A 25,184-nucleotide genomic window follows, 5' to 3' on the forward strand; every position below is an offset into this window, starting at 1 on the left:
TATGTTCTTAATTAACGGTCATAAACAGGATTCGCTGGCAGCAAACGATCGGGCCATACAGTTTGGCGATGGCTGTTTCACGACAGCCAGAATTATCGACGGTAAAGTCAGCTTATTATCCGCGCACATGACGCGACTACAGGAAGCCTGTCAGCGATTAATGATCGTTTGTGACTTCTGGACGCAGCTTGAGCACGAGATGGCGACTCTGGCGGCAGAGCAGCAAAATGGCGTGCTGAAAGTGGTGATCAGTCGTGGCAGTGGTGGGCGAGGTTACAGTACGTTAAACAGCGGACCGGCAACGCGCATGCTCTCAGTTATGGCTTACCCAACGCATTACGACCGCTTACGCAAAGAGGGAATGCTGCTGGCACTAAGCCCGGTACGCCTGGGACGCAATCCTCATCTTGCGGGAATTAAACATCTTAATCGTCTTGAGCAAGTGTTGATTCGCTCTCATCTTGAGCAGACAAACGCCGACGAGGCGCTGGTTCTTGACAGTGAAGGGTGGGTTACGGAATGCTGTGCAGCTAATTTGTTCTGGCGTAAAGGCAACGTGGTCTACACGCCGCGTCTGGATCAGGCTGGAGTTAACGGTATTATGCGACAATTCTGTATCCGTTTACTGGCACAATCCTCCTATCAGATTGCCGAAGTGCAAGCCTCGTTGGAAGACGTGATGCAGGCAGATGAAGTGATGGTTTGTAATGCGCTGATGCCAGTTATACCTGTGCGTGCCTGTGATGATGTCTTCTTTTCGTCAACAACGCTATATGAATATTTAGCCCCACTTTGTGAGCACCCGAATTAGTCATGAAAAAAGTGTTTTTGATTATCCTGTTATTGCTGATGGTACTGGGTATCGCCGCTGGTGTGGGCGTCTGGAAGGTTCACCATCTTGCCGACAGCAAATTACTTATTAAAGAAGAGACGATATTCACCCTGAAACCTGGAACCGGAAGAATGGCTCTCGGTGAACAATTGTATGCCGATAAAATCATCAATCGCCCCCGAGTCTTTCAGTGGTTGCTGCGTATTGAGCCGGACCTTTCCCATTTCAAAGCCGGGACTTATCGCTTTACGCCGCAGATGACCGTGCGCGAAATGCTGCAATTGCTGAAAAGCGGGAAAGAAGCGCAGTTTCCGCTACGCCTGGTAGAAGGGATGCGTCTGAGCGACTACCTCAAACAATTGCGTGAGGCACCCTATATCACGCACACGTTAAGCGACGATAAATACGCTACCGTGGCGCAGGCCCTGGAACTTGAAAATCCAGAGTGGATTGAAGGCTGGTTTTGGCCAGACACCTGGATGTATACCGCTAATACCACTGATGTCGCGTTACTCAAACGAGCGCACAAGAAAATGGTGAAAGCGGTCGATAGCGCCTGGGATGGACGAGCGGATGGTCTGCCGTATAAAGATAAAAACCAGTTGGTAACGATGGCGTCGATAATCGAAAAAGAAACCGCAGTTGCCAGCGAGCGCGATCAGGTTGCCTCAGTATTTATCAACCGTTTACGTATCGGCATGCGCCTGCAAACCGACCCGACGGTGATTTACGGGATGGGAGAGCGTTATAATGGCAAACTTTCTCGTGCAGATCTGGAAACGCCGACAGCGTATAACACCTACACCATTACTGGTCTGCCGCCAGGCGCGATTGCTACGCCGGGGGCGGATTCGCTGAAGGCTGCTGCGCATCCGGCGAAAACGCCGTATCTCTATTTTGTGGCCGATGGTAAAGGCGGTCACACGTTTAATACCAATCTTGCCAGTCATAACAAGTCTGTGCAGGATTACCTGAAAGTGCTTAAGGAAAAAAATGCGCAGTAAGTATATCGTCATTGAAGGGCTGGAAGGCGCAGGCAAAACCACCGCGCGAAACGTGGTGGTTGAGACGCTTGAGCAACTGGGGATCCGCGACATGGTTTTCACTCGAGAACCCGGCGGTACGCAGCTGGCGGAAAAATTAAGAAGCCTGGTGCTGGATATCAAATCGGTAGGCGATGAAGTCATTACCGATAAAGCCGAAGTACTGATGTTTTATGCCGCGCGCGTTCAGCTGGTGGAAACTGTCATCAAACCGGCGCTGGCGAAAGGCACCTGGGTGATTGGCGATCGGCACGATCTCTCCACTCAGGCGTATCAGGGCGGCGGTCGTGGGATTGACCAGCATATGCTGGCAACGCTGCGTGATACTGTTCTGGGGGATTTTCGCCCTGACTTGACGCTTTATCTTGATGTGACCCCAGAAGTGGGGCTAAAACGCGCCCGTGCGCGTGGCGAACTGGATCGCATTGAGCAAGAGTCATTCGATTTCTTTAATCGTACTCGCGCTCGCTATCTTGAACTGGCGGCACAGGATAAAAGCATTTACACCATTGATGCCACTCAGCCACTGGAATCAGTGATGGAGGCGATTCGCACCACCGTGACTCACTGGGTTAAGGAACATAACGCATGAGATGGTATCCGTGGTTAAGACCCGATTTCGAGAAACTGGTAGCCAGCTATCAGGCCGGAAGGGGTCACCATGCGCTACTCATTCAGGCGTTATCTGGCATGGGCGATGACGCCTTAATCTACGCTTTAAGCCGTTACCTCCTGTGCCAACAACCAGAAGGGCATAAAAGCTGCGGCCACTGTCGTGGATGTCAGTTGATGCAGGCGGGAACGCATCCCGACTATTACACCCTTGCTCCCGAAAAAGGGAAGAACGCGCTGGGTATTGATGCGGTGCGTGAAGTCACCGAAAAACTGAATGAGCACGCGCGTTTAGGCGGTGCTAAGGTTGTCTGGATAACCGATGCCGCCTTGCTGACCGACGCTGCGGCGAACGCTTTGCTAAAAACACTGGAAGAGCCGCCGGCAGAAACCTGGTTTTTCCTTGCTACCCGGGAGCTTGAACGTTTACTGGCGACATTACGTAGTCGTTGTCGGCTACATTACCTCGCACCACCGCCAGAACAGTACGCCGTGACCTGGCTTTCACGTGAAGTGACAATGTCACAGGACGCGTTACTTGCCGCACTGCGCTTAAGCGCCGGTTCGCCAGGCGCGGCGTTGGCGTTGTTTCAGGGAGATACCTGGCAGGCCCGCGAAACACTTTGCCAGGCGTTGGCTCACAGTGTGCAATCTGGCGACTGGTATTCCCTGTTGCCCACACTTAATCATGAACAAGCTCCGGCGCGTCTGCACTGGCTGGCAACCCTGATGATGGACGCGCTCAAGCGCAAGTATGGCGCTTCGCAGGTTACCAATGTTGATGTGCCGGGCGTTGTTGCTGCGCTGGCAAACCAGCTTTCTCCCGCGCGCCTGCAGGCTATACTGGGGGATGTTTGTCACACTCGTGAGCAGTTAATTTCTGTCACTGGCGTAAACCGCGAGCTTCTCATCACCGATCTTTTACTGCGTATTGAGCATTACCTGCAACCGGGCGTTGTGCTACCGGTTCCTCATCTTTAAGAGAGACATCATGTTTTTAGTCGACTCACACTGCCATCTCGATGGTCTGGATTATGAATCTTTGCATAAGGACGTGGATGACGTTCTGGCGAAAGCCGCTGCGCGCGATGTGAAATTTTGTCTGGCGGTCGCCACGACATTACCGGGTTATCTGCATATGCGGGATCTGGTAGGCGAACGAGACAACGTCGTATTTTCTTGCGGCGTGCATCCGCTCAACCAGAACGATCCCTATGATGTGGAAGATTTGCGCCGCCTGGCGGCGGAAGAGGGCGTTGTTGCTCTCGGGGAAACCGGGCTGGATTATTATTACACGCCGGAAACTAAAGTGCGTCAGCAAGAGTCTTTCATCCACCATATCCAGATTGGTCGTGAACTGAACAAGCCGGTTATTGTCCATACGCGTGACGCCCGCGCCGATACGCTGGCAATTCTGCGCGAAGAAAAGGTGACGGATTGCGGTGGCGTACTACACTGTTTTACAGAGGACAGAGAAACGGCAGGCAAATTACTGGATCTTGGATTTTACATCTCCTTCTCCGGCATTGTGACTTTCCGTAATGCAGAACAACTACGTGATGCCGCGCGTTATGTGCCGCTCGACCGGTTACTGGTCGAAACTGACGCGCCTTATCTGGCACCTGTGCCGCATCGAGGAAAAGAGAATCAACCTGCAATGGTTCGTGATGTTGCTGAATACATGGCTGTGTTGAAAGGTGTTGCCGTTGAAGAGCTGGCGCAGGTAACCACCGATAACTTCGCCCGCCTGTTTCACATCGACGCTTCCCGCCTTCAATCCATCCGTTAAATGAATTTATTTTAAGGCTCGTAATTAATTACTAAAACGAGTAAAGTTCACCGCCGCAAATTGGGCGGTGAATAACCATGTTTGATGCATTATGGCATTTATTTTGTCAATACGTGCAACTTCGCTAAAGGTCCGAAGTTGAAACGTGATAGCCGTCAAACAAATCGATAATGAATTATTTTACTCTGTGTAATAAATAAAGGGCGCTTAGACGCCCTGTACACGGCAAGGTTCTCCCCCCCTTGCCACGCGTGAGAACGTTAAAAGCACCCATACTCAGGAGCACTCTCAATTATGTTTAAGAATGCATTTGCTAACCTGCAAAAGGTCGGTAAATCGCTGATGCTGCCGGTATCCGTACTGCCTATCGCAGGTATTCTGCTTGGCGTCGGTTCCGCGAATTTCAGCTGGCTGCCCGCCGTTGTATCGCATGTTATGGCAGAAGCGGGCGGTTCCGTTTTTGCAAACATGCCACTGATTTTTGCAATTGGTGTCGCCCTCGGCTTTACCAATAACGATGGCGTATCCGCTCTGGCCGCAGTTGTTGCCTACGGCATCATGGTAAAAACCATGGCCGTGGTTGCGCCGCTGGTACTGCATTTACCTGCTGAAGAAATTGCCGCTAAACACCTGGCGGATACGGGCGTACTCGGGGGGATCATCTCCGGTGCGATTGCAGCGTACATGTTTAACCGTTTCTACCGTATTAAGCTGCCTGAGTATCTTGGCTTCTTTGCCGGTAAACGCTTTGTGCCGATCATTTCTGGCCTGGCTGCCATCTTTACTGGCGTTGTGCTGTCCTTTATTTGGCCGCCAATTGGTTCCGCCATTCAGACCTTCTCCCAGTGGGCTGCTTACCAGAACCCGGTAGTTGCGTTTGGCATCTACGGCTTCATCGAACGCTGCCTGGTACCGTTTGGTCTGCACCACATCTGGAACGTACCTTTCCAGATGCAGATTGGTGAATACACCAACGCCGCAGGTCAGGTATTCCACGGTGACATTCCGCGTTATATGGCGGGTGACCCGACTGCGGGTAAACTGTCTGGCGGCTTCCTGTTCAAAATGTACGGTCTGCCGGCTGCCGCGATTGCTATCTGGCACTCTGCTAAACCAGAAAACCGCGCTAAAGTGGGCGGTATCATGATCTCCGCGGCGTTGACCTCGTTCCTGACCGGTATTACCGAGCCAATCGAGTTCTCCTTCATGTTCGTTGCGCCGATCCTGTACATCATCCACGCGATTCTGGCAGGTCTGGCATTCCCGATCTGTATCCTGCTGGGTATGCGCGATGGTACATCGTTCTCGCACGGTCTGATCGACTTCATCGTCCTGTCTGGTAACAGCAGCAAGCTGTGGCTGTTCCCGATTGTCGGTATCGGTTATGCGATTGTTTACTACACCATCTTCCGCGTGCTGATTAAAGCTCTGGATCTGAAAACCCCGGGCCGTGAAGACGCAACTGAAGATGCGAAAGCTACCGGCACCAGCGAAATGGCACCGGCTCTGGTTGCTGCATTTGGTGGTAAAGAAAACATCACTAACCTTGACGCATGTATTACCCGTCTGCGTGTTAGCGTCGCTGATGTGTCCAAAGTGGATCAGGCTGGCCTGAAGAAACTGGGCGCAGCGGGCGTAGTGGTTGCTGGTTCCGGTGTTCAGGCGATTTTCGGTACGAAATCCGATAACCTGAAAACCGAAATGGATGAGTACATCCGCAACAACTAATCCGTAAGACGTTGGGGAGACTGAGGCAGCCGAATGGCTGCCTTTTTTACAGCCGCTAATCAGACCGGTCATCATTAAATTGCGTGTTGCGCCGGGACGATAGTTCCTTTCACGTTGATATCGTAGGTTTTGTCGAGCAGATTATTTCCAGCAATGAGACGTTTGGGGTTGCCTGATAACAGGCGAACAGTTCCACCTGCGCATAGCAATTTTGCCCGGCAGTGGAAGGAAACTGTCAAAGCAATGCTGGTGGTAGCAGGAAGGGCCTGGTAGCCTATATCCCTGTTATTATCTAAACCAAAGAGAAAAGGTGTTTTCGGCCCATTCATAGGCAAAAATGGGAATAATGGCGATGTATACGGCAGTAAAACGATTTTTTGCTTATAAATCGTGGCTTAAGGTTGAAAGAGCAGGTTTAACTCGACCATACTCTATACTCGCAGTGTGGCGCGGCGTAGCATGGCGCAACGCATGGCAATTTGAAAAAGGAAAATGTCGTGGCAGAAGAAACTATTTTCAGCAAAATTATTCGTCGTGAGATCCCCTCCGATATCGTCTACCAGGATGAGCTGGTAACGGCGTTTCGCGATATTTCGCCGCAAGCGCCAACGCATATTCTGATCATTCCAAATATCCTTATCCCTACCGTGAACGACGTGTCAGCTGAGCATGAGCAGGCGCTGGGACGCATGATAACCGTAGCGGCAAAAATTGCTGAGCAAGAAGGTATTGCCGAAGATGGCTATCGTTTGATCATGAATACCAACCGTCATGGCGGACAAGAGGTCTATCACATTCATATGCACCTGCTGGGTGGCCGTCCGTTGGGACCAATGCTGGCGCATAAAGGCCTGTAACGATGAGAAAAGGATGCTTTGGACTGGCGTCTTTGGCGTTGCTATTGCTGGTCGGTTGTCGTTCACATCCGGAAATCCCGGTGAATGATGAACAGTCACTGGTGATGGAGTCATCTTTGCTGGCAGCGGGCATTAGCGCAGAAAAGCCCGTTCTTTCAACGTCTGATATTCAGCCTTCAGCATCCTCGACGCTTTATAACGAAAGGCAAGAACCCGTTACCGTTCATTATCGTTTTTACTGGTATGACGCCAGGGGGCTTGAGATGCACCCTCTGGAAACGCCGCGCAGCGTCACCATTCCCGCACGTTCAGCGGTGACTCTGTACGGCAGCGCCAATTTTCTTGGAGCGCACAAAGTCAGACTTTATCTTTATTTGTAAGGGGTGAATCTTGATGACAAAAATGAGTCGCTACGCCTTAATCACCGCGCTGGCGATGTTTCTTGCCGGGTGTGTGGGGCCACGTGAACCCGCACCGGTAGAAGAGGTAAAACCTGCGCCGGAGCAACCGGCTGAGCCGCAACAGCCAGTACCCACAGTGCCATCAGTGCCGACGATCCCGGAGCAGCCAGGGCCAATTGAGCACGAAGACCAAACCGCACCGCCTGTGCCGCATATTCGTCATTATGACTGGAATGGCGCAATGCAGCCGATGGTCGGTAAGATGCTTGGGGCCGATGGCGTGACCGCAGGCAGCGTCTTGCTGGTTGATAGCGTCAATAACCGCACCAATGGTTCTTTGAATACCGGGGAAGCGACAGAAACGCTGCGCAATGCACTGGCTAATAACGGTAAATTTACCCTCGTTTCCGCCCAGCAGCTTTCGATGGCCAAGCAGCAGTTAGGTTTGTCGCCGCAGGATAGCTTAGGCACTCGTAGTAAAGCCATTGGTATTGCTCGCAACGTGGGGGCTCATTACGTGCTGTACTCCAGCGCCTCTGGCAACGTTAACGCTCCGACCCTGCAAATGCAGTTGATGCTGGTGCAGACGGGCGAAATTATCTGGTCAGGTAAAGGTGCCGTTCAGCAACAATAATCCCATCACGCGCGACGAGTTATTGTCGCGCTATTTCCCGCAGTATCACCCCGTCGCGACGTTTAACAGTGGACTTAGCGGCGGGAGTTTTCTCATTGAACATCAGGATCAGCGTTTTGTTGTGCGTCAGACTCACGATCCTGATGCGCCGCAGTCCGTGTTTCTGCGCCAGTACCGGGCGTTATCAAGATTACCGGCATACCTTGCACCGAAGCCACGTCTCTATCTCCGTGGCTGGATGGCGGTCGACTATTTGCCCGGCGAGGTAAAAACGCAATTGCCGGATACCGACGAACTGGCAGGCTTGCTGTATTATCTGCATCAACAACCGCGTTTTGGCTGGCGAATAACCCTGCTGCCGTTACTGGAACGGTACTGGCAGCGAAGCGATCCGGCGCGGCGAACAGCGGGATGGTTGCGACTGTTAAAACGTCTGCGTAAAGCGCGCGAACCACAACCGTTACGATTAAGTCCGTTGCATATGGATGTTCATGCAGGGAACTTAGTCTATACCTCGTCAGGGCTAAAACTCATTGACTGGGAGTATGCCGGTGATGGCGATATCGCTCTGGAACTGGCGGCGGTGTGGGTGGAAAATAGTGAGCAGCACCGGCAATTAGTTAATGACTATGCCGTGCGGGCAAATATTAATCCGGCGCATTTGTGGCATCAGGTCAGGCGCTGGTTTCCCTGGTTACTGATGCTGAAAGCAGGGTGGTTTGAGTACCGCTGGCAACAAACCGGCGATCAACAATTTATCAGGCTGGCCAATGACACCTGGCGGCAGCTATCAATAAAACAATAAGGAGAGCAGTGTGGGTCCAGTAATGTTGGATGTTGAAGGTTATGAACTGGACGCGGAAGAGCGCGAAATACTTGCGCATCCGCTGGTGGGAGGGCTGATTCTCTTTACACGTAACTATCATGATCCAGCACAGTTGCGCGAACTGGTACGCCAGATCCGCGCAGCTTCACGCAATCACCTGGTGGTGGCGGTGGATCAGGAAGGTGGACGTGTGCAGCGTTTTCGTGACGGTTTTACCCGCTTACCGGCAGCGCAATCATTCGCTGCGCTGTTAGGAATGGAAGAGGGGGGCAAACTGGCGCAAGAGGCAGGTTGGCTGATGGCCAGCGAAATGATCGCTATGGATATTGATATCAGCTTTGCGCCAGTGCTGGACGTAGGACATATCAGCGCGGCGATTGGTGAACGTTCTTATCATGCCGACCCAGAAAAAGCCCTGGCAATCGCCAGTCGGTTTATTGATGGGATGCATGAAGCCGGAATGAAAACCACCGGTAAACATTTTCCTGGTCACGGTGCCGTAACTGCAGATTCACACAAAGAGACGCCGTGCGACCCACGCCCGCAAGCGGAAATTCGTGCCAAAGATATGTCGGTTTTCAGTACGTTAATTTGCGAAAATAAACTCGATGCCATTATGCCCGCGCATGTGATCTACAGCGATGTTGATCCGCGTCCGGCGAGCGGTTCTCCCCACTGGCTGAAAACTGTTTTACGTCAGGAGCTGGGGTTTGACGGCGTGATTTTCTCTGACGATTTATCGATGGAAGGTGCCGCGATTATGGGCAGTTATGCCGAGCGTGGACAGGCATCACTGGATGCAGGTTGCGATATGATCCTGGTCTGCAATAATCGTAAAGGGGCCGTCAGCGTGTTAGATAATCTGTCACCGATCAAGGCAGAACGTGTTACACGTTTGTATCATAAAGGTTCATTTTCGCGACAGGAACTGATGGACTCGGCTCGCTGGAAAGAGATCAGCGCCCGTCTGAATCAGTTACATGAACGCTGGCAGGAAGAGAAGGCAGGTCATTAACCCTGGCTTATGTGAGGAAGCGATGATTATCTATTTGCACGGTTTTGACTCTAACAGTCCGGGTAACCACGAGAAAGTCTTACAATTGCAGTTTATTGACCCGGATGTACGGCTAATAAGCTACAGTACGCGGCATCCGAAACATGATATGCAGCATTTGCTCAAAGAAGTGGACAAAATGCTGCAACTGAACGTCGACGAGCGCCCGCTCATTTGTGGTGTTGGTCTGGGCGGTTATTGGGCAGAGCGGATTGGTTTTCTCTGTGATATTCGCCAGGTGATCTTCAATCCCAATTTGTTCCCTTATGAGAACATGGAAGGGAAGATTGATCGCCCGGAAGAGTATGCCGATATTGCCACCAAGTGTGTGACCAACTTCCGTGAGAAGAATCGCGATCGTTGCCTGGTGATTTTGTCGCGTCACGATGAAGCGCTTAACAGTCAGCGGACATCTGAAGAGTTGCATCATTATTACGAGATTGTCTGGGACGAAGAGCAGACACACAAATTCAAAAATATCTCTCCGCATTTGCAGCGCATTAAAGCATTCAAAACCCTCGGTTAATTGGCATCGTCGCATCAGGTAACCTGGCCGGTACCTGATGCGGCCCCGGATTCTGTAGGTCGGATAAGGCGTTCACGCCGCATCCGACACTGGCAATGTGCCTGATGCGACGCCGTTCGCGTCTTATCAGGCCTACCAAACGCCCTCCATATACGCATCACTCTCCTGAATTAGCTCGAATAATAAACAATAAACTCTGTTTTTTGATCTCAACAGGTAAAGCCGCCTATCTTTTCAGCAACAAAACTTGATTAACATCAATTTTGGTATGACCAATGCACCATTCATGTTATTCTCAATAGCGAAGAACATTTTCATTGCTGTAACCTGTTGTTAATTAAGAGCTATGTTAATAACCATTAGTTAACAATTGGTTAATAAATTTAAGGGGGTCACGTTGACTACGCCATTGAAAAAAATTGTGATTGTCGGCGGCGGTGCTGGTGGGCTGGAAATGGCAACACAGCTTGGAGATAAGCTGGGGCGCAAGAAAAAAGCCAAAATTACGTTGGTCGATCGTAACCACAGCCACCTGTGGAAACCGTTGCTGCACGAAGTGGCGACCGGATCGCTCGATGAAGGCGTTGATGCGCTGAGCTATCTGGCCCATGCGCGTAATCATGGTTTCCAGTTTCAGCTGGGATCTGTGGTTGATATCGATCGTGAAGCGAAAACAATCACCATTGCTGAACTGCGCGACGAAAAAGGTGAATTGTTAGTTCCAGAGCGGAAAATTGCTTACGACACGCTGGTGATGGCGCTGGGTAGCACCTCTAACGATTTCAACACGCCGGGCGTAAAAGAGAACTGCATTTTCCTTGATAACCCGCATCAGGCACGTCGTTTCCATCAGGAGATGCTGAATCTGTTCCTGAAGTTTTCTGCTAACCTGGGCGCCAATGGCAAAGTGAATATTGCGATTGTTGGCGGCGGCGCGACCGGCGTAGAGCTCTCTGCCGAATTGCACAATGCCGTGAAACAACTGCACAGTTACGGTTACAAAGGGCTGACCAACGAAGCCCTGAACGTTACTCTGGTGGAAGCGGGAGAGCGAATTTTGCCAGCGTTACCGCCGCGTATCTCTGCTGCGGCTCACAATGAGTTAACGAAACTGGGCGTTCGCGTGCTGACGCAAACTATGGTTACCAGTGCCGATGAAGGCGGTTTGCACACTAAAGATGGTGAATATATTCAGGCCGATCTGATGGTGTGGGCTGCCGGGATAAAAGCACCAGATTTCCTGAAAGATATTGGTGGTCTTGAAACCAACCGTATCAACCAACTGGTGGTGGAACCGACGCTGCAAACCACGCGCGATCCAGACATTTACGCTATTGGTGACTGTGCGTCATGCCCGCGTCCGGAAGGGGGCTTTGTACCGCCGCGTGCTCAGGCCGCACATCAGATGGCGACCTGCGCAATGAACAACATTCTGGCGCAGATGAACGGTAAACCGCTGAAAAATTATCAGTATAAGGATCACGGTTCGTTGGTATCGCTGTCCAACTTCTCCACCGTCGGTAGCCTGATGGGTAACCTGACGCGCGGTTCAATGATGATTGAAGGACGAATTGCGCGCTTTGTGTACATCTCGCTATACCGAATGCATCAGATTGCGCTGCATGGCTACTTTAAAACCGGATTAATGATGCTGGTGGGCAGTATCAACCGCGTTATCCGTCCGCGTTTGAAGTTGCATTAATCGGCGTACACTGGCGGATGTGGCGTAAACGCCTCATCCGCCCTTGAGGAACAGTGCGATCGGTAGCCGCGTCGTATCAGGTATCCTTTCAGACTTCTCTGAATCCTTCAGCTTTTCCTGCTATTCCCACGCTTTTCATCTTCTGTCTGATAGCTGCTTTCCCCCTTCGCTTGCATGATTGTCATAACTGCAAAGAAGGAGGTGTTCCCGTGAATAAATCAATGTTGGCGGGTATCGGGATTGGTGTAGCGGCTGCGCTTGGCGTAGCGGCAGTGGCCAGTCTGAACGTGTTTGAACGTGGCCCGCAATACGCTCAGGTTGTTTCTGCAACCCCAATCAAGGAAACGGTTAAAACACCGCGCCAGGAGTGCCGCAATGTCACGGTGACCCATCGCCGACCGGTACAGGATGAAAACCGCATTGCTGGTTCGGTCCTCGGGGCCGTCGCTGGCGGGGTGATAGGGCATCAGTTTGGTGGTGGTCGCGGTAAAGATGTCGCCACTGTTGTGGGGGCGCTGGGCGGTGGATATGCCGGTAACCAGATCCAGGGCTCTCTCCAGGAAAGCGATACTTACACTACTACGCAGCAGCGTTGTAAAACGGTGTATGACAAGTCAGAAAAAATGCTCGGTTATGATGTGACCTATAAGATTGGCGATCAGCAGGGCAAAATTCGGATGAACAGCGATCCGGGTACGCAAATCCCATTAGATAACAATGGGCAACTGGTTCTGAATAACAAAGTATAACAAGGCTGTACTCTGCAATTTAGCCCCTCATTCGCTCAGGCTGAGGGGCTTTTTTTGCGTCTTACTTCACCAGTTCAGGCCATAAACGCAGCGTTGTCCGGGCAATCAGCATCAGTTTTTCCAGCGATGCGCCTTCACGGGCGCTTATCGACATCCCCTGAATAATACAATTAAGAAATTCCGCAAGATGCGTTACGTCACAGTGGGCGGGAATTTCCCCGCGTGCCTGGCGTTGACTTAAAAACTGCTGCAAGGTGCGTTCTTGCATTGCGTGACGTGATTTCACCGTATGAGCAATATCGCCCGAATCCGCTGAAAGCGTGGTGCAGTTGTTAATCATAAAGCAACCCGCGGGGGTGTCTTTGCTGGTAAAGCAGCTGGCGACGGCAGCGAAATAGTCCGCCAGTGCAGACTCCACGCTTTTTTCTTCACAAAACAACTGCGCTTCATGCTTAGCGGCAAAGCGATCGATATAACGGTCGAGTACGGCGCGAAATAACCCCTCTTTGTTGGTAAATTCCGCGTAGAGCGTTGGCGCTTTGGCTCCGGTCGCTTCAACGAGGTCCGCAAGGGAAGTCGCTTCATAACCGTGCTGCCAGAACAATTTCATGGCCTTATCAAGCGCGGCGTCCCTGTCGAACACTTTTGGGCGGCCACGGCTTTTTTTTACACAATGTGTTGAGTCTGTTGCCATGATGCCATTGTACCTGGTGGCTGTGAATGAATGGTTATTATAAAAATAATCACCTCCCTTCACCAGTCCAGAAAATAGAAAAATAAAAACTCTCTATTTAACTGAAATTTAAAGTTTTTTAATTTAATTAATGATTGTTATAAAAAACTTCTTGTATGTGATCAAGATCACATCTATCATTTAGTTATCGATCGTTAAGTAATTTCTTGCGACGCCATTCACCTGCATAAGGCCACTATTATGAAAAACGTAAAAACCCTCATCGCTGCGGCGATTTTAAGTTCCATGTCATTTGCCAGCTTTGCTGCTGTCGAAGTTCAGGCAACACCAGAAGGCCAACAAAAAGTGGGTACAATTAGTGCTAACGCGGGGACAAATCTGGGATCGCTGGAAGAACAGCTGGCACAAAAAGCGGATGAGATGGGCGCAAAATCTTTCCGTATTACTTCAGTAACCGGTCCGAATACCCTCCACGGAACGGCAGTCATTTATAAATAAGCATTAACCCTCATTAATGCCCGCTATTGCTGCTTTTTTCCCCGCGACATACTGTGCCGCGGGGATTTTTTTATCCGGGAGTTACAGCGATTGTGGGCTCAGTTGATGGCGGCGCACATCTACCGGCATCCCGGAACGGACATCCATCACATGCTGCATCACTTCAGCATCAGTTTGTGCTGCATCTTTAAATGATTGCATTGCGCTATTCAGCGTAATCGGCAATAGCTGCGGATCGTCATCAATCTTCTCTGACAGCGGCTGATGCACTTCAACCAGACGCGCACCGTTTGGTTCGGCAGAGACTTTTATCGGCGTGTTGATGATATTCACTTTGGTGCCTGGGGTGACCTGGCTAAAGAGTGTTTTGATATCGTCATCACGCAGACGAATACAGCCAGAACTTACCCGCATGCCAATACCGAAATCGGCGTTCGTACCGTGAAGCAAATAAACGCCGCCATAGGCCGCCAGACGAATCGCATGATGGCCCATTGGGTTATCTGGTCCAGCAGGAACTACCGCAGGCAACTCAATTCCCTGTGCTTTATAACGGGCGCGGATGTTTGCGGTTGGCGTCCAGGTTGGGTTTGCACGTTTGTCAGAAACGGTGGTCACCATTGTCGGTGTCAGCGTGTCACCACCTAACTGACCAATACCTATTGGATACACGGTTACCGAATTTTTACCCGGCGGGTAGTAATAGAGACGCAGCTCCGCAATGTTGATCACAATGCCTTCGCGCGGCGCGTCTGGTAGTAGAGTTTGCAACGGAATCGTTAACACGCTACCCGCGCGTGGCACGTAAGGATCAACGCCGGGGTTAGCCTGTAACAGAGCGAGAAAGCCGACGTTATATTTTTTGGCGATGGCTTCCAGCGAACCACCGTCATTTTCCACCACATGAAATTTATTTTCGCCAACCAGACGACTGCCCGCTGGCGGGAGCGGCCAGGTGTTGGCTTTTGCCGGTAGCGTCAGCGCCACGGCAGCGGCGAACGTAAAAAACGTTAGCCAGCGAGAAAAACGCGTTTTGATCATCACCAAAAGTCCATAATAAATATAAGGTTATTGTAATAAAAAGATAAGCCTGAATTATGGATGGTGACAGTGTCGGATAGTGCAGGGAAGTGCAAAGAATTTGTAAATGTTACAGATGGGGGCGCAGAAACGCCCCCGATATCACCATTAAGCGATCGCGTTCTCTTCCAGTTCACGCATAAACTGGCGAACCCATTCGATACGCGTTTTCCGCTCGCTCAAATCCTGAATAAACTTCAGGCGCGTCGGGCCATCAAGGCGATAATGCTGCGGCTGTTTTTGCAGCAAACCAATCAGCCAGGCTGGATTCACGTGATTCTTCTCGGCAAATTCGATCACGCCGCCTTTCTCATTACCTTCCAACTTCCTGATCCCCAGTTTCTGCGCTTGCTGACGCAGACGGGCAATATCCAGCAGGGTACGCGCCGGATCCGGCAGCAGGCCGAAGCGATCGATAAGCTCGACTTTGATCTCTTCCAGTTCGTTTTCCGTTTTGGCGCTGGCAATACGTTTATAGAACGACAAACGCGTATTCACGTCAGGGATGAAATCATCTGGCAATAGCGACGGCATCCGCAGCTCGACTTCTGTTTGCTGGCTGGTGAGATCTTCCAGCGACGGCTCGCGTCCGGCTTTCAGTGCATCGACGGCGTTTTCCAGCAACTCCATATACAGCGAGAAACCGATGGTTTCCATCGAGCCGCTCTGTTCTTCGCCAAGCAATTCACCCGCGCCGCGGATCTCCAGATCGTGCGTTGCCAGCGCAAAGCCTGCCCCGAGATCTTCCAGCGAGGCAATCGCTTCAAGACGTTTTTGCGCATCGGTAGTCATCGCTTTCGGATGCGGCGTCAGCAGCCATGCATATGCCTGATGATGCGAACGTCCGACGCGACCGCGCAACTGGTGCAGCTGCGCCAGACCGAAGTGATCCGCGCGTTCAATGATAATGGTGTTGGCGGTAGGGATGTCGATTCCGGTTTCGATAATGGTGGTACAAACCAGCACGTTGAAACGTTGATGATGGAAATCATTCATCACCCGTTCCAGTTCGCGCTCACGCATCTGCCCGTGACCGATGGCAATCCGCGCTTCTGGCACCAGTTCCGCCAGCCGCTCGGCGGCTTTCTGGATGTTTTCCACATCATTGTAGAGATAATAAACCTGCCCCCCGCGCAAAATTTCACGCAGAATCGCCTCCCGAACCACCAGACTGTCATACTCGCGGACAAACGTTTTAACAGCCAGACGACGGGCGGGTGGCGTGGCGATAATCGACAGGTCACGCATTCCGCTCATCGCCATATTCAGCGTACGTGGGATTGGCGTAGCGGTAAGCGTCAGAATATCCACGTTCGCCCGCATCGCTTTAATGCGCTCTTTATGACGCACCCCGAAGCGGTGTTCTTCATCGACAATCAGCAAGCCTAAATCTTTAAACTTGACGTCATTTTGCAGCAGTTTGTGCGTACCGATCAGAATATCGATTTTCCCTTCCGCCACTTCCGCAAGGATTTGCGTCTGCTCTTTGGCGCTGCGGAAACGGGAGATCATTTCGATGCGTACCGGCCAGTTGGCGAAACGGTCGCGGAAGTTGTCGTAATGCTGTTGCGCGAGAAGGGTGGTTGGCACCAACACCGCCACCTGCTTGTGATTCTCTACCGCCAGGAAAGCGGCGCGCATCGCGACTTCTGTTTTACCAAAGCCAACATCGCCGCACACCAGACGATCCATTGCCAGCGGCTGACACATGTCGCTAAGCACAGCATTAATGGCTTGCGCCTGATCCGGCGTGGTTTCAAACGGGAAGCTATCGCAGAACAATTGATATTGCTCACGATCGTGCTTAAACGCGAAGCCCTCTTTGGCGGCGCGTTGCGCGTAGATATCCAGCAATTCCGCCGCCACATCACGCACTTTTTCCGCCGCTTTCTGCCGCGCGCGTGACCATGCATCGCCGCCAAGTTTATGCAGCGGGGCGTTTTCTTCCGCGCCACCCGCGTAACGGCTAATCAGATGCAGTGACGACACCGGAACATACAGTTTGGCATCGTTGGCATAGGTGAGCATCAAATACTCGCCAGTAATGCCGCCAGCTTCCAGCGTGGTCATTCCGGCATAGCGCCCGACGCCGTGCTCCAGATGCACCACTGGCTGACCAATATGCAATTCCGCAAGGTTGCGGATCAGTGTATCGGGGTTGATGGCACGGCGAGAATCCTGACGACGGCGGGCAACGCGTTCACCGAGCAGATCGCTTTCGCAGATCAGCGCCAGATTACGCACCGTATCGACAAAACCATGTTCGGCAGCGCCAATCATCAAATAACGCCCACGGTCGCTGGCTTCATCAAGACGCATAATGCGTTGCGGGGCAATTTTAATTCGCGCGAGCAGTTCACCCAGCGCTTCACGGCGACCTTCACTTTCTACCGAGAACACCACCGGACCGTCGAAAGACTCGAGGAACTTACGCAGCGCATCCAGCGGCGCTTTTTGTTGCGCCTGAACGGCCAGGTCTGGCAGCTTCTCGAAGCCTAAATTGGCATTCGCTGCTTTTGTCGGTAAATGTTCAGCTTTTAGCTGCACGCGGGGCCAGTTTTTCAGCTCTGAAAAGAGCTCGTCCACCCGCAGCCAGAGCGATTGTGGCGGTAACAGCGGTCGCATTGGATCGACGCCACGGCTTTCAAAACGCGCCAGCGTGTCAGCCTGGAAACGTTCGGCACTGTTTTCCAGATCGCCAGTATTCACCAGCAATGTATTGGCAGGGAAATAACTGAACAGTGGCGGCAGCGGTTCGCTGAAGAATAGCGGCTGCCAGTACTCGATCCCGGCAGGCAATGTGCCTTTACTCACTTGCTGGTAAATATGTTCCGGATCGCGCTTCACTTCGAAGGTATCGCGCCACTGGCTGCGGAACAGTTCAATTGCCGCTTTATCGGTCGGGAATTCGTGTGCGGGCAGCAGGTTGATGGCTTCAACTTCTTCCAGCGTGCGCTGGCTATCGACGTCAAATACACGCAGGCTGTCGATTTCATCATCAAAGAAATCAAGACGATAAGGTAGCTCGCTGCCCATCGGGAAGAGATCCAACAACGCGCCGCGCGTGGCGTATTCGCCGTGCTCCATCACCTGATCAACATGGCGATAACCTGCGCTGTCCAGTTGGGTTCGTAATGCATCTCGTGACAGGCGCTGACCTTTTTTCATCACCAGCGCATGACCGTGGAGAAAACTGTGCGGGCAAACGCGCTGCATAAGCGTATTCACCGGAACAATCAGTACGCCACGCTGCATCGTCGGTAGCTGGTAAAGGGTGGAAAGGCGCGAGGAGATAATGTCCTGATGAGGCGAAAAACTGTCGTAAGGGAGTGTTTCCCAGTCCGCCAGATTCATCACCATCTGATCGGTAAACTGGCTGATTTCATCATGCAAACGCAGAGCATTTTGCATATCTGGTGCAATGAGTACCACCGGACCGGCGTGACGTTCGGCAATTTCCGCCACCAGCGTCGCGCAGGCAGCGCCAGTTAACTCGCCCAGCAGACGCTGCTCACCCGCTTTGACGGGCAGCGTATAACGATATTGTTCAGGCATAACGGTTGTCAGAGTCTCGTTAGGATATGCCCCAACATATGGGGGCCTATCTCTGATAAGCAATGCTGTTCATTATCCGTAATCGAGATGGTTTAGCAAATTGAATCGCCCCGGCTGGGGCGATGGCTTAACGAGAGTAACTGGTGGCAGGCAGAGAAGGCGGGGAGAACAACAGGTCGCTGAATGCGCGTTGTGAAAATTTTCGCACCAGTAATCCAGCAACAGTACAAATCAACAAACTGACAAAAGGATAAACCAGCAGGAGCGTTAGTTCGAGTTGCGGCGACCAGCGGGCTGCATTCATTTGCGGAATCAGACTTAAGCTGAATATCTCTACCAGAATGCGATGGGTGGTGTAGATGGCAATGGTGTTAGAACCAATCACATTCAGTAGGCTGGAGGAACGCATACCGAAACGCTGCTCGTACTGATAAAACAGTTTCATGATCACTACAATCGATACCAGCGACAACAGCAGCGAGATATTAAACAACCAGGCAGCAACCGCCAGAACGGCCAGCAAAGAAGCCATCAGCAGATGGCGGCGCAACGGCACCTCTTTAACACAGGTCATTAATGTTGCGCCAAACCATGTACCAAGGCTGTAATAAGGCAAATTGCGGATCACACTGTTCATTCCCCACCATGGCGTGGGAACGAAATTAACCGCCACACTCATCAGCACAAACAGAACGAATAACGGCAGTGCCAGGCGGTTAAAAATTTTACATATCACGAAATAGACAATTAAAGCATACAGATACCACAAGCTGGTGCTGGCGGTGATCATCCCGTGCAGGAATTCGCCGGTGGAATCGGCATAAGCAGCATTGGAGGCATTACTTAAATCGCGCTCAGGCGCCAGCCACGGGTTCAGCGCACTTAACGCCAGCCACTGCACCACGCCCCAAAGCGCCAACACCCAGAAGATGTTCCAGATGCGTTTATCGAGACAATTTCCCCAGGGTACGCTGTCGATATAGCGGCGAATCAAGTAGCCGGAAATAAAGAAAAAAACCGGCATACGAAAGGGCGCAAGGTAAAGATTGAAATAGATCCAGCATTTGCTCAGGACTTCCGATAACGGATGCTGGAAAGTGGTCAGATGCGGATAAAAGGTAATGACCGAGTGATAAATTACCACCAGACAAATACATAACCCTTTGATCTGGTTAATCCATAGCTCTTTTTGTTTCATCAGGACAACACGCTCTTTTTATTTAACATGCTGTTAATCCTGCGGGGCGAGTCGCGTGGTGTAATGCGTATCTGTCTGTATTTGGTTATTTTTCAGATAAAGATCAGGCCACAAGGCCGATGAGAAAATGAGGCCCTTTAGCCGATTGATTTGCTGGTACTTTTCAGATTAGCCCTGACGATCACTTACAGTTCAGACGTTTACCCATCTTGCTTTCGCTTATATACTCGTGTCTTTGCTAACAGCAACCAGACGGATTTCATGTACCAACCTGTCGCTCTATTTATTGGCCTGCGTTACATGCGTGGGCGTGCAGCGGATCGCTTCGGTCGTTTCGTCTCCTGGCTTTCTACCATCGGCATTACCCTCGGGGTGATGGCGCTGGTCACAGTATTGTCAGTGATGAACGGCTTTGAGCGCGAGCTGCAAAACAACATCCTTGGCCTGATGCCACAGGCAATTCTCTCTTCTGAGCATGGCTCTCTTAACCCGCAGCAACTCCCGGAAACGGCAGTCAAACTGGACGGCGTTAATCGCGTCGCACCTATCACTACCGGTGATGTGGTACTGCAAAGCGCGCGCAGCGTGGCGGTCGGGGTGATGCTGGGTATCGACCCGGCGCAAAAAGATCCACTAACGCCGTATCTGGTCAATGTGAAACAAACTGACCTCGAGTCGGGGAAATATAATGTCATCCTCGGTGAACAGCTGGCCTCACAGTTGGGCGTTAATCGCGGTGATCAAATTCGCGTGATGGTGCCATCTGCCAGCCAGTTCACGCCAATGGGGCGTATTCCAAGTCAGCGCCTGTTCAATGTGATCGGCACTTTCGCCGCCAACAGTGAAGTCGATGGCTATGAAATGCTGGTGAACATTGAGGATGCCTCGCGTCTGATGCGTTATCCGGCAGGCAATATTACCGGCTGGCGTTTGTGGCTGGATGAGCCGCTGAAAGTGGATTCTTTAAGCCAGCAAAAACTGCCAGAAGGCAGCAAATGGCAGGACTGGCGTGACCGTAAAGGCGAGCTGTTCCAGGCCGTACGCATGGAAAAAAATATGATGGGCTTGCTGCTGAGCCTGATTGTCGCCGTTGCGGCGTTTAACATTATTACCTCGCTGGGGCTAATGGTGATGGAGAAGCAGGGCGAAGTAGCGATCCTGCAAACGCAAGGCTTAACTCCGCGACAAATCATGATGGTCTTTATGGTGCAAGGGGCCAGCGCCGGGATTATCGGTGCAATCCTCGGAGCAGCGCTTGGCGCACTGCTTGCCAGCCAGTTGAATAATCTGATGCCGATAATCGGCGTCCTGCTTGATGGCGCAGCGCTGCCGGTGGCTATCGAACCTTTACAGGTCATTGTTATTGCGCTGGTGGCGATGGCTATCGCGCTGTTGTCTACGCTTTACCCTTCCTGGCGCGCTGCCGCCACTCAACCCGCTGAGGCTTTACGTTATGAATAAGATCCTGTTGCAATGCGACAACCTGTGCAAACGCTATCAGGAAGGCAGTGTGCAAACCGATGTGCTGCACAATGTCAGTTTCAGCGTGGGCGAAGGTGAAATGATGGCGATCGTCGGTAGCTCTGGTTCTGGTAAAAGTACCTTGCTGCACCTGTTAGGCGGGCTGGATACGCCAACCTCCGGCGATGTGATTTTTAATGGGCAGCCAATGAGCAAACTGTCGTCGGCGGCGAAAGCGGAACTGCGCAACCAGAAGCTGGGCTTTATTTATCAGTTTCACCACTTGCTGCCAGATTTTACCGCCCTGGAAAACGTGGCTATGCCGCTGCTGATTGGCAAGAAAAAGCCCGCTGAAATCAACAGCCGCGCGCTGGATATGTTAAAAGCGGTGGGGCTGGAGCATCGTGCGAATCACCGCCCGTCAGAGCTTTCCGGCGGTGAGCGCCAGCGTGTGGCGATTGCCCGTGCGCTGGTCAATAACCCGCGCCTGGTGCTGGCGGATGAACCTACCGGTAACCTTGACGCGCGTAACGCAGACAGCATCTTCCAGTTGCTTGGGGAGTTGAATCGCTTGCAGGGCACCGCCTTCCTGGTGGTCACTCACGACCTGCAACTGGCGAAACGCATGAGCCGCCAACTGGAGATGCGTGATGGTCGTCTGACGGCGGAACTAAGCCTGATGGGGGCGGAGTAATGGCGATGCCTTTATCGTTATTAATTGGCCTGCGTTTTAGTCGCGGACGGCGGCGCGGCGGCATGGTGTCGCTGATCTCCGTCATTTCTACCATTGGCATTGCACTTGGCGTGGCGGTATTGATCGTCGGCTTAAGCGCGATGAATGGCTTTGAACGCGAACTGAACAACCGCATTCTTGCTGTGGTACCGCACGGTGAAATTGAGGCGGTAGATCAGCCGTGGACTAACTGGCAGGAAGCACTGGATAAAGTGCAGAAAGTGCCGGGTATTGCCGCCGCTGCGCCGTATATCAATTTCACCGGGCTGGTGGAGAGTGGCGCGAATCTGCGCGCTCTGCAGGTTAAAGGCGTTGATCCGCAACAGGAACAGCGTCTGAGCGCGCTGCCATCATTTGTCCAGGGCGATGCCTGGAACAATTTTAAAGCGGGCGAACAGCAAATTATCATCGGCAAAGGCGTGGCGGATGCGCTGAAAGTGAAGCAGGGCGATTGGGTGTCGATTATGATCCCAAACTCGAATCCCGAGCATAAGCTGATGCAGCCGAAACGTGTGCGTTTGCACGTTGCGGGTATTTTGCAGTTGAGTGGCCAACTCGATCACAGTTTTGCCATGATCCCGCTGGCGGATGCCCAACAATATCTTGATATGGGTTCCAGTGTGTCAGGCATTGCCCTTAAAATGACGGATGTTTTTAACGCTAACAAACTGGTACGTGACGCGGGTGAAGTAACCAACAGCTACGTTTATATTAAAAGCTGGATTGGTACTTACGGCTATATGTATCGCGATATCCAGATGATCCGCGCCATTATGTATCTGGCGATGGTACTGGTGATTGGCGTGGCCTGTTTCAACATCGTCTCCACGTTAGTGATGGCGGTGAAAGATAAGAGTGGCGATATCGCAGTATTAAGAACGCTGGGGGCGAAAGACGGTTTAATTCGCGCCATCTTTGTCTGGTATGGATTGCTGGCAGGTCTGTTCGGCAGCCTCTGTGGTGTGATTATCGGCGTAGTGGTTTCACTGCAACTTACCCCGATTATTGAGTGGATTGAAAAGCTGATTGGTCATCAGTTCCTCTCCAGCGATATCTATTTTATTGACTTCCTGCCATCGGAATTGCACTGGCTGGACGTCTTCTACGTACTGGTCACAGCATTGTTGCTGAGTCTTTTGGCAAGTTGGTATCCGGCGCGACGCGCCAGTAATATTGACCCTGCGCGAGTCCTTAGCGGCCAGTAAAGGCAGTACATTAAAACAAGGAGCGGCAATGTATTACGGGTTTGATATTGGTGGAACGAAAATTGCGCTAGGCGTGTTTGATAGCGGTCGGCAGTTGCAGTGGGAAAAGCGGGTGCCGACACCGCGTGACAGCTATAACGCATTTTTAGATGCAGTGTGCGAACTGGTGGCTGAAGCCGATCAGCGTTTTGGCTGTAAAGGTTCTGTCGGCATCGGTATTCCGGGAATGCCGGAAACAGAAGATGGCACGCTGTATGCCGCCAATGTCCCCGCCGCCAGTGGTAAACCGCTGCGTGCCGATCTGAGCGCCCGCCTTGAACGCGATGTGCGCCTTAATAACGACGCCAACTGCTTTGCCCTTTCTGAAGCCTGGGACGATGAATTTACCCAATATCCACTGGTGATGGGACTGATCCTGGGGACTGGCGTTGGCGGTGGACTGGTATTCAACGGTAAACCGGTAACGGGTAAAAGCTATATTACGGGTGAATTTGGGCATATGCGCCTTCCCGTCGATGCATTAACCATGATGGGGCTGGATTTCCCGTTACGTCGCTGCGGCTGTGGTCAGCACGGTTGCATTGAAAATTATCTGTCTGGTCGCGGTTTTGCGTGGCTGTATCAACACTATTATCATCAACCGTTGCAGGCTCCCGAAATTATTGCGCTTTATGAGCAAGGCGATGAGCAGGCAAGGGCGCACGTTGAGCGTTATCTGGATTTATTAGCGGTTTGTCTGGGAAATATCCTGACCATTGTTGACCCTGATTTGCTGGTCATTGGCGGTGGCTTATCGAATTTCCCGGCAATCACAACACAACTGGCGGACAGGCTGCCTCGTCATCTCTTACCTGTAGCTCGTGTTCCGCGCATTGAACGCGCGCGTCACGGGGATGCAGGAGGAATGCGTGGTGCGGCCTTCCTACATCTAACCGATTAATCAACAGAGGTTGCTATGTTGTCGCGTCGGGGTCATCGGTTAAGTCGTTTTCGTAAAAATAAACGCCGCCTGCACGAGCGTTTGCGTCAGCGTATTTTTTTCAGAGATAAAGTGGTGCCGGAAGCAATGGAAAAACCAAGAGTACTCGTACTGACAGGGGCAGGAATTTCTGCGGAATCAGGTATTCGTACCTTTCGCGCAGCAGATGGCCTGTGGGAAGAACATCGGGTTGAAGATGTGGCTACACCGGAAGGTTTTGATCGCGATCCTGAACTGGTGCAAGCGTTTTATAACGCCCGTCGCCGTCAACTACAGCAGCCAGAAATTCAGCCTAACGCTGCGCATCTTGCTCTGGCTAAACTGCAAGACGCCCTCGGCGATCGCTTTTTGCTGGTGACGCAGAATATCGATAATCTGCATGAACGCGCAGGTAATACCAATGTGATTCATATGCATGGGGAATTGCTGAAAGTACGTTGTTCGCAAAGCGGTCAGGTTCTCGACTGGACCGGAGACGTCACGCCAGAAGACAAATGTCATTGCTGCCAGTTCCCGGCTCCGCTGCGCCCACACGTAGTGTGGTTTGGCGAAATGCCACTCGGCATGGATGAAATTTATATGGCGTTGTCGATGGCCGACATTTTCATTGCTATTGGCACATCCGGGCATGTTTATCCGGCGGCTGGGTTTGTTCACGAAGCGAAGCTGCATGGCGCGCATACGGTTGAACTCAATCTCGAACCGAGTCAGGTCGGTAATGAATTTGCCGAGAAATATTACGGCCCGGCAAGCCAGGTGGTACCAGAGTTTGTTGAGAAGTTGCTGAAGGGATTATAAATCAGGAGTAATTGGCTGATGCGCTACGCTTATCAGGCCTACGAGCGGACCACAATTAATTGAATTTGTGGGGTTTGTAGGCCGGATAAGGCGTTCTCACCGCATTCGGCACAATACACGCGCACTTTTCCGGCCTCTTTTCCTTTAACTCGTCTATAGCAGCGATACATTATTCCTGACTCATTAGTCACTTCCTTGCTAAATAAAAAACGGGCGGTAATACCACCGCC

General features: G+C 51.8%; 24 protein-coding genes. 20 read left to right on the forward strand and 4 right to left on the reverse strand.

Features of this window, described 5'->3' with window-relative positions; all coding sequences use genetic code 11:
• Position 1: 1 nt before the first annotated feature.
• The 14 genes from pabC (at position 2) to FEK66_RS16715 (ending at position 12,753) form a co-directional block, all read left to right on the forward strand.
• Positions 2–811 (forward strand): aminodeoxychorismate lyase, encoded by an 810-nt coding sequence (gene pabC, locus FEK66_RS16650; protein WP_130205547.1) that lies wholly within the window; start codon positions 2–4, stop codon positions 809–811.
• Between the two features lie 2 nt (positions 812–813).
• Entirely contained in the window at positions 814–1,836 is a 1,023-nt protein-coding gene (gene yceG, locus FEK66_RS16655; RefSeq protein WP_130205549.1) for a cell division protein YceG, read from the forward strand.
• Positions 1,826–2,467: a dTMP kinase gene (gene tmk / locus FEK66_RS16660; RefSeq protein WP_135493740.1), complete on the forward strand. Its 642-nt coding sequence runs from the start codon at positions 1,826–1,828 to the stop codon at positions 2,465–2,467. Before yceG ends, tmk begins: the two co-directional genes overlap by 11 nt.
• A complete protein-coding gene (gene holB / locus FEK66_RS16665; RefSeq protein WP_135493742.1) occupies positions 2,464–3,468 on the forward strand; it encodes a DNA polymerase III subunit delta' in 1,005 nt (334 codons plus the stop codon). The genes tmk and holB overlap by 4 nt, the downstream gene beginning before the upstream one ends.
• Before the next feature lie 10 nt (positions 3,469–3,478).
• On the forward strand, positions 3,479–4,276 hold the full coding sequence (locus FEK66_RS16670) for a metal-dependent hydrolase (protein WP_130205555.1): 798 nt from the start codon (positions 3,479–3,481) through the stop codon (positions 4,274–4,276).
• 294 nt (positions 4,277–4,570) lie between these two features.
• Positions 4,571–6,004 carry a PTS glucose transporter subunit IIBC gene (gene ptsG, locus FEK66_RS16675; protein ID WP_000475698.1) on the forward strand — a complete coding sequence of 478 codons (1,434 nt, stop codon included), beginning with the start codon at positions 4,571–4,573 and terminating at the stop codon, positions 6,002–6,004.
• 497 nt (positions 6,005–6,501) lie between these two features.
• Positions 6,502–6,861, forward strand: a complete 360-nt coding sequence (hinT, locus tag FEK66_RS16680; protein ID WP_054445830.1) for a purine nucleoside phosphoramidase — start codon at positions 6,502–6,504, stop codon at positions 6,859–6,861.
• Positions 6,862–6,863: 2 nt separating this feature from the next.
• Positions 6,864–7,241, forward strand: coding sequence for a YcfL family protein (locus FEK66_RS16685; protein WP_130205557.1), 378 nt, complete (start codon positions 6,864–6,866; stop codon positions 7,239–7,241).
• Between the two features lie 13 nt (positions 7,242–7,254).
• Positions 7,255–7,896, forward strand: a complete 642-nt coding sequence (lpoB, locus tag FEK66_RS16690; RefSeq protein ID WP_135493744.1) for a penicillin-binding protein activator LpoB — start codon at positions 7,255–7,257, stop codon at positions 7,894–7,896.
• Entirely contained in the window at positions 7,877–8,701 is an 825-nt protein-coding gene (gene thiK / locus FEK66_RS16695; protein WP_135409840.1) for a thiamine kinase, read from the forward strand. The genes lpoB and thiK overlap by 20 nt, the downstream gene beginning before the upstream one ends.
• A 10-nt stretch (positions 8,702–8,711) precedes the next feature.
• Positions 8,712–9,737 carry a beta-N-acetylhexosaminidase gene (gene nagZ, locus FEK66_RS16700; protein WP_130205563.1) on the forward strand — a complete coding sequence of 342 codons (1,026 nt, stop codon included), beginning with the start codon at positions 8,712–8,714 and terminating at the stop codon, positions 9,735–9,737.
• Between the two features lie 22 nt (positions 9,738–9,759).
• Positions 9,760–10,302 carry an alpha/beta hydrolase YcfP gene (gene ycfP / locus FEK66_RS16705; RefSeq protein WP_075331716.1) on the forward strand — a complete coding sequence of 181 codons (543 nt, stop codon included), beginning with the start codon at positions 9,760–9,762 and terminating at the stop codon, positions 10,300–10,302.
• A 397-nt stretch (positions 10,303–10,699) separates the two neighbouring features.
• On the forward strand, positions 10,700–12,004 hold the full coding sequence (gene ndh / locus FEK66_RS16710; RefSeq protein WP_064528597.1) for an NADH-quinone dehydrogenase: 1,305 nt from the start codon (positions 10,700–10,702) through the stop codon (positions 12,002–12,004).
• Between the two features lie 209 nt (positions 12,005–12,213).
• Positions 12,214–12,753, forward strand: coding sequence for a glycine zipper 2TM domain-containing protein (locus tag FEK66_RS16715; RefSeq protein WP_064528599.1), 540 nt, complete (start codon positions 12,214–12,216; stop codon positions 12,751–12,753).
• 61 nt (positions 12,754–12,814) lie between these two features.
• Here the strand turns inward: FEK66_RS16715 and comR are convergent, their stop codons facing one another.
• Positions 12,815–13,447 (reverse strand): TetR family copper-responsive transcriptional repressor ComR, encoded by a 633-nt coding sequence (comR, locus tag FEK66_RS16720; protein WP_130205569.1) that lies wholly within the window; start codon positions 13,445–13,447, stop codon positions 12,815–12,817.
• A 240-nt stretch (positions 13,448–13,687) separates the two neighbouring features.
• Between comR and bhsA the strand changes: the two genes are divergently transcribed.
• Entirely contained in the window at positions 13,688–13,945 is a 258-nt protein-coding gene (bhsA, locus tag FEK66_RS16725) for a multiple stress resistance protein BhsA (RefSeq protein WP_000800147.1), read from the forward strand.
• Between the two features lie 81 nt (positions 13,946–14,026).
• Here bhsA and ldtC read toward each other — a convergent pair whose 3' ends face one another.
• The 3 genes from ldtC to FEK66_RS16740 all read right to left on the reverse strand — a co-directional run bounded on the left by ldtC (position 14,027) and on the right by FEK66_RS16740 (position 19,778).
• On the reverse strand, positions 14,027–14,989 hold the full coding sequence (gene ldtC, locus FEK66_RS16730; RefSeq protein ID WP_165383267.1) for a L,D-transpeptidase LdtC: 963 nt from the start codon (positions 14,987–14,989) through the stop codon (positions 14,027–14,029).
• 144 nt (positions 14,990–15,133) lie between these two features.
• A complete protein-coding gene (mfd, locus tag FEK66_RS16735) occupies positions 15,134–18,580 on the reverse strand; it encodes a transcription-repair coupling factor (protein ID WP_131162240.1) in 3,447 nt (1,148 codons plus the stop codon).
• Between the two features lie 127 nt (positions 18,581–18,707).
• Positions 18,708–19,778 carry an acyltransferase family protein gene (locus FEK66_RS16740; RefSeq protein WP_135493746.1) on the reverse strand — a complete coding sequence of 357 codons (1,071 nt, stop codon included), beginning with the start codon at positions 19,776–19,778 and terminating at the stop codon, positions 18,708–18,710.
• Positions 19,779–20,039: 261 nt separating this feature from the next.
• On the opposite strand from FEK66_RS16740, the gene lolC reads away from it, so the two are divergent.
• Genes lolC through cobB form a run of 5 tightly spaced genes read left to right on the forward strand, consistent with a single transcriptional unit; the run spans position 20,040 to position 24,954 of the window.
• A complete protein-coding gene (gene lolC / locus FEK66_RS16745) occupies positions 20,040–21,239 on the forward strand; it encodes a lipoprotein-releasing ABC transporter permease subunit LolC (protein ID WP_097123823.1) in 1,200 nt (399 codons plus the stop codon).
• Positions 21,232–21,933, forward strand: coding sequence for a lipoprotein-releasing ABC transporter ATP-binding protein LolD (lolD, locus tag FEK66_RS16750; protein ID WP_001033692.1), 702 nt, complete (start codon positions 21,232–21,234; stop codon positions 21,931–21,933). The genes lolC and lolD overlap by 8 nt, the downstream gene beginning before the upstream one ends.
• The gene (gene lolE, locus FEK66_RS16755; protein ID WP_042003467.1) at positions 21,933–23,177 is read left to right on the forward strand and encodes a lipoprotein-releasing ABC transporter permease subunit LolE; all 1,245 of its coding nucleotides are present in this window, start codon (positions 21,933–21,935) and stop codon (positions 23,175–23,177) included. The genes lolD and lolE overlap by 1 nt, the downstream gene beginning before the upstream one ends.
• A 28-nt stretch (positions 23,178–23,205) precedes the next feature.
• The gene (nagK, locus tag FEK66_RS16760; RefSeq protein ID WP_135493748.1) at positions 23,206–24,117 is read left to right on the forward strand and encodes an N-acetylglucosamine kinase; all 912 of its coding nucleotides are present in this window, start codon (positions 23,206–23,208) and stop codon (positions 24,115–24,117) included.
• Positions 24,118–24,132: 15 nt separating this feature from the next.
• Positions 24,133–24,954, forward strand: a complete 822-nt coding sequence (cobB, locus tag FEK66_RS16765; protein ID WP_096938882.1) for a Sir2 family NAD+-dependent deacetylase — start codon at positions 24,133–24,135, stop codon at positions 24,952–24,954.
• Positions 24,955–25,184 lie beyond the last annotated feature (230 nt).

The sequence above is a fragment of the Escherichia sp. E1130 genome (assembly GCF_005781065.1).
In the GTDB taxonomy this organism is placed as follows: Bacteria; Pseudomonadota; Gammaproteobacteria; order Enterobacterales; family Enterobacteriaceae; genus Escherichia.

Bases quoted from the DNA above. Each gene is read 5' to 3' on its own strand.
- pabC (WP_130205547.1), top strand. From the start codon at position 2: ATGTTCTTAATTAACGGTCATAAACAGGATTCGCTGGCAGCAAACGAT.
- yceG (WP_130205549.1), top strand. From the start codon at position 814: ATGAAAAAAGTGTTTTTGATTATCCTGTTATTGCTGATGGTACTGGGT.
- tmk (WP_135493740.1), top strand. From the start codon at position 1,826: ATGCGCAGTAAGTATATCGTCATTGAAGGGCTGGAAGGCGCAGGCAAA.
- holB (WP_135493742.1), top strand. From the start codon at position 2,464: ATGAGATGGTATCCGTGGTTAAGACCCGATTTCGAGAAACTGGTAGCC.
- FEK66_RS16670 (WP_130205555.1), top strand. From the start codon at position 3,479: ATGTTTTTAGTCGACTCACACTGCCATCTCGATGGTCTGGATTATGAA.
- ptsG (WP_000475698.1), top strand. From the start codon at position 4,571: ATGTTTAAGAATGCATTTGCTAACCTGCAAAAGGTCGGTAAATCGCTG.
- FEK66_RS16685 (WP_130205557.1), top strand. From the start codon at position 6,864: ATGAGAAAAGGATGCTTTGGACTGGCGTCTTTGGCGTTGCTATTGCTG.
- lpoB (WP_135493744.1), top strand. From the start codon at position 7,255: ATGACAAAAATGAGTCGCTACGCCTTAATCACCGCGCTGGCGATGTTT.
- ycfP (WP_075331716.1), top strand. From the start codon at position 9,760: ATGATTATCTATTTGCACGGTTTTGACTCTAACAGTCCGGGTAACCAC.
- comR (WP_130205569.1), bottom strand. From the start codon at position 13,447: ATGGCAACAGACTCAACACATTGTGTAAAAAAAAGCCGTGGCCGCCCA.
- bhsA (WP_000800147.1), top strand. From the start codon at position 13,688: ATGAAAAACGTAAAAACCCTCATCGCTGCGGCGATTTTAAGTTCCATG.
- mfd (WP_131162240.1), bottom strand. From the start codon at position 18,580: ATGCCTGAACAATATCGTTATACGCTGCCCGTCAAAGCGGGTGAGCAG.
- FEK66_RS16740 (WP_135493746.1), bottom strand. From the start codon at position 19,778: ATGAAACAAAAAGAGCTATGGATTAACCAGATCAAAGGGTTATGTATT.
- lolC (WP_097123823.1), top strand. From the start codon at position 20,040: ATGTACCAACCTGTCGCTCTATTTATTGGCCTGCGTTACATGCGTGGG.
- lolD (WP_001033692.1), top strand. From the start codon at position 21,232: ATGAATAAGATCCTGTTGCAATGCGACAACCTGTGCAAACGCTATCAG.
- lolE (WP_042003467.1), top strand. From the start codon at position 21,933: ATGGCGATGCCTTTATCGTTATTAATTGGCCTGCGTTTTAGTCGCGGA.
- nagK (WP_135493748.1), top strand. From the start codon at position 23,206: ATGTATTACGGGTTTGATATTGGTGGAACGAAAATTGCGCTAGGCGTG.
- cobB (WP_096938882.1), top strand. From the start codon at position 24,133: ATGTTGTCGCGTCGGGGTCATCGGTTAAGTCGTTTTCGTAAAAATAAA.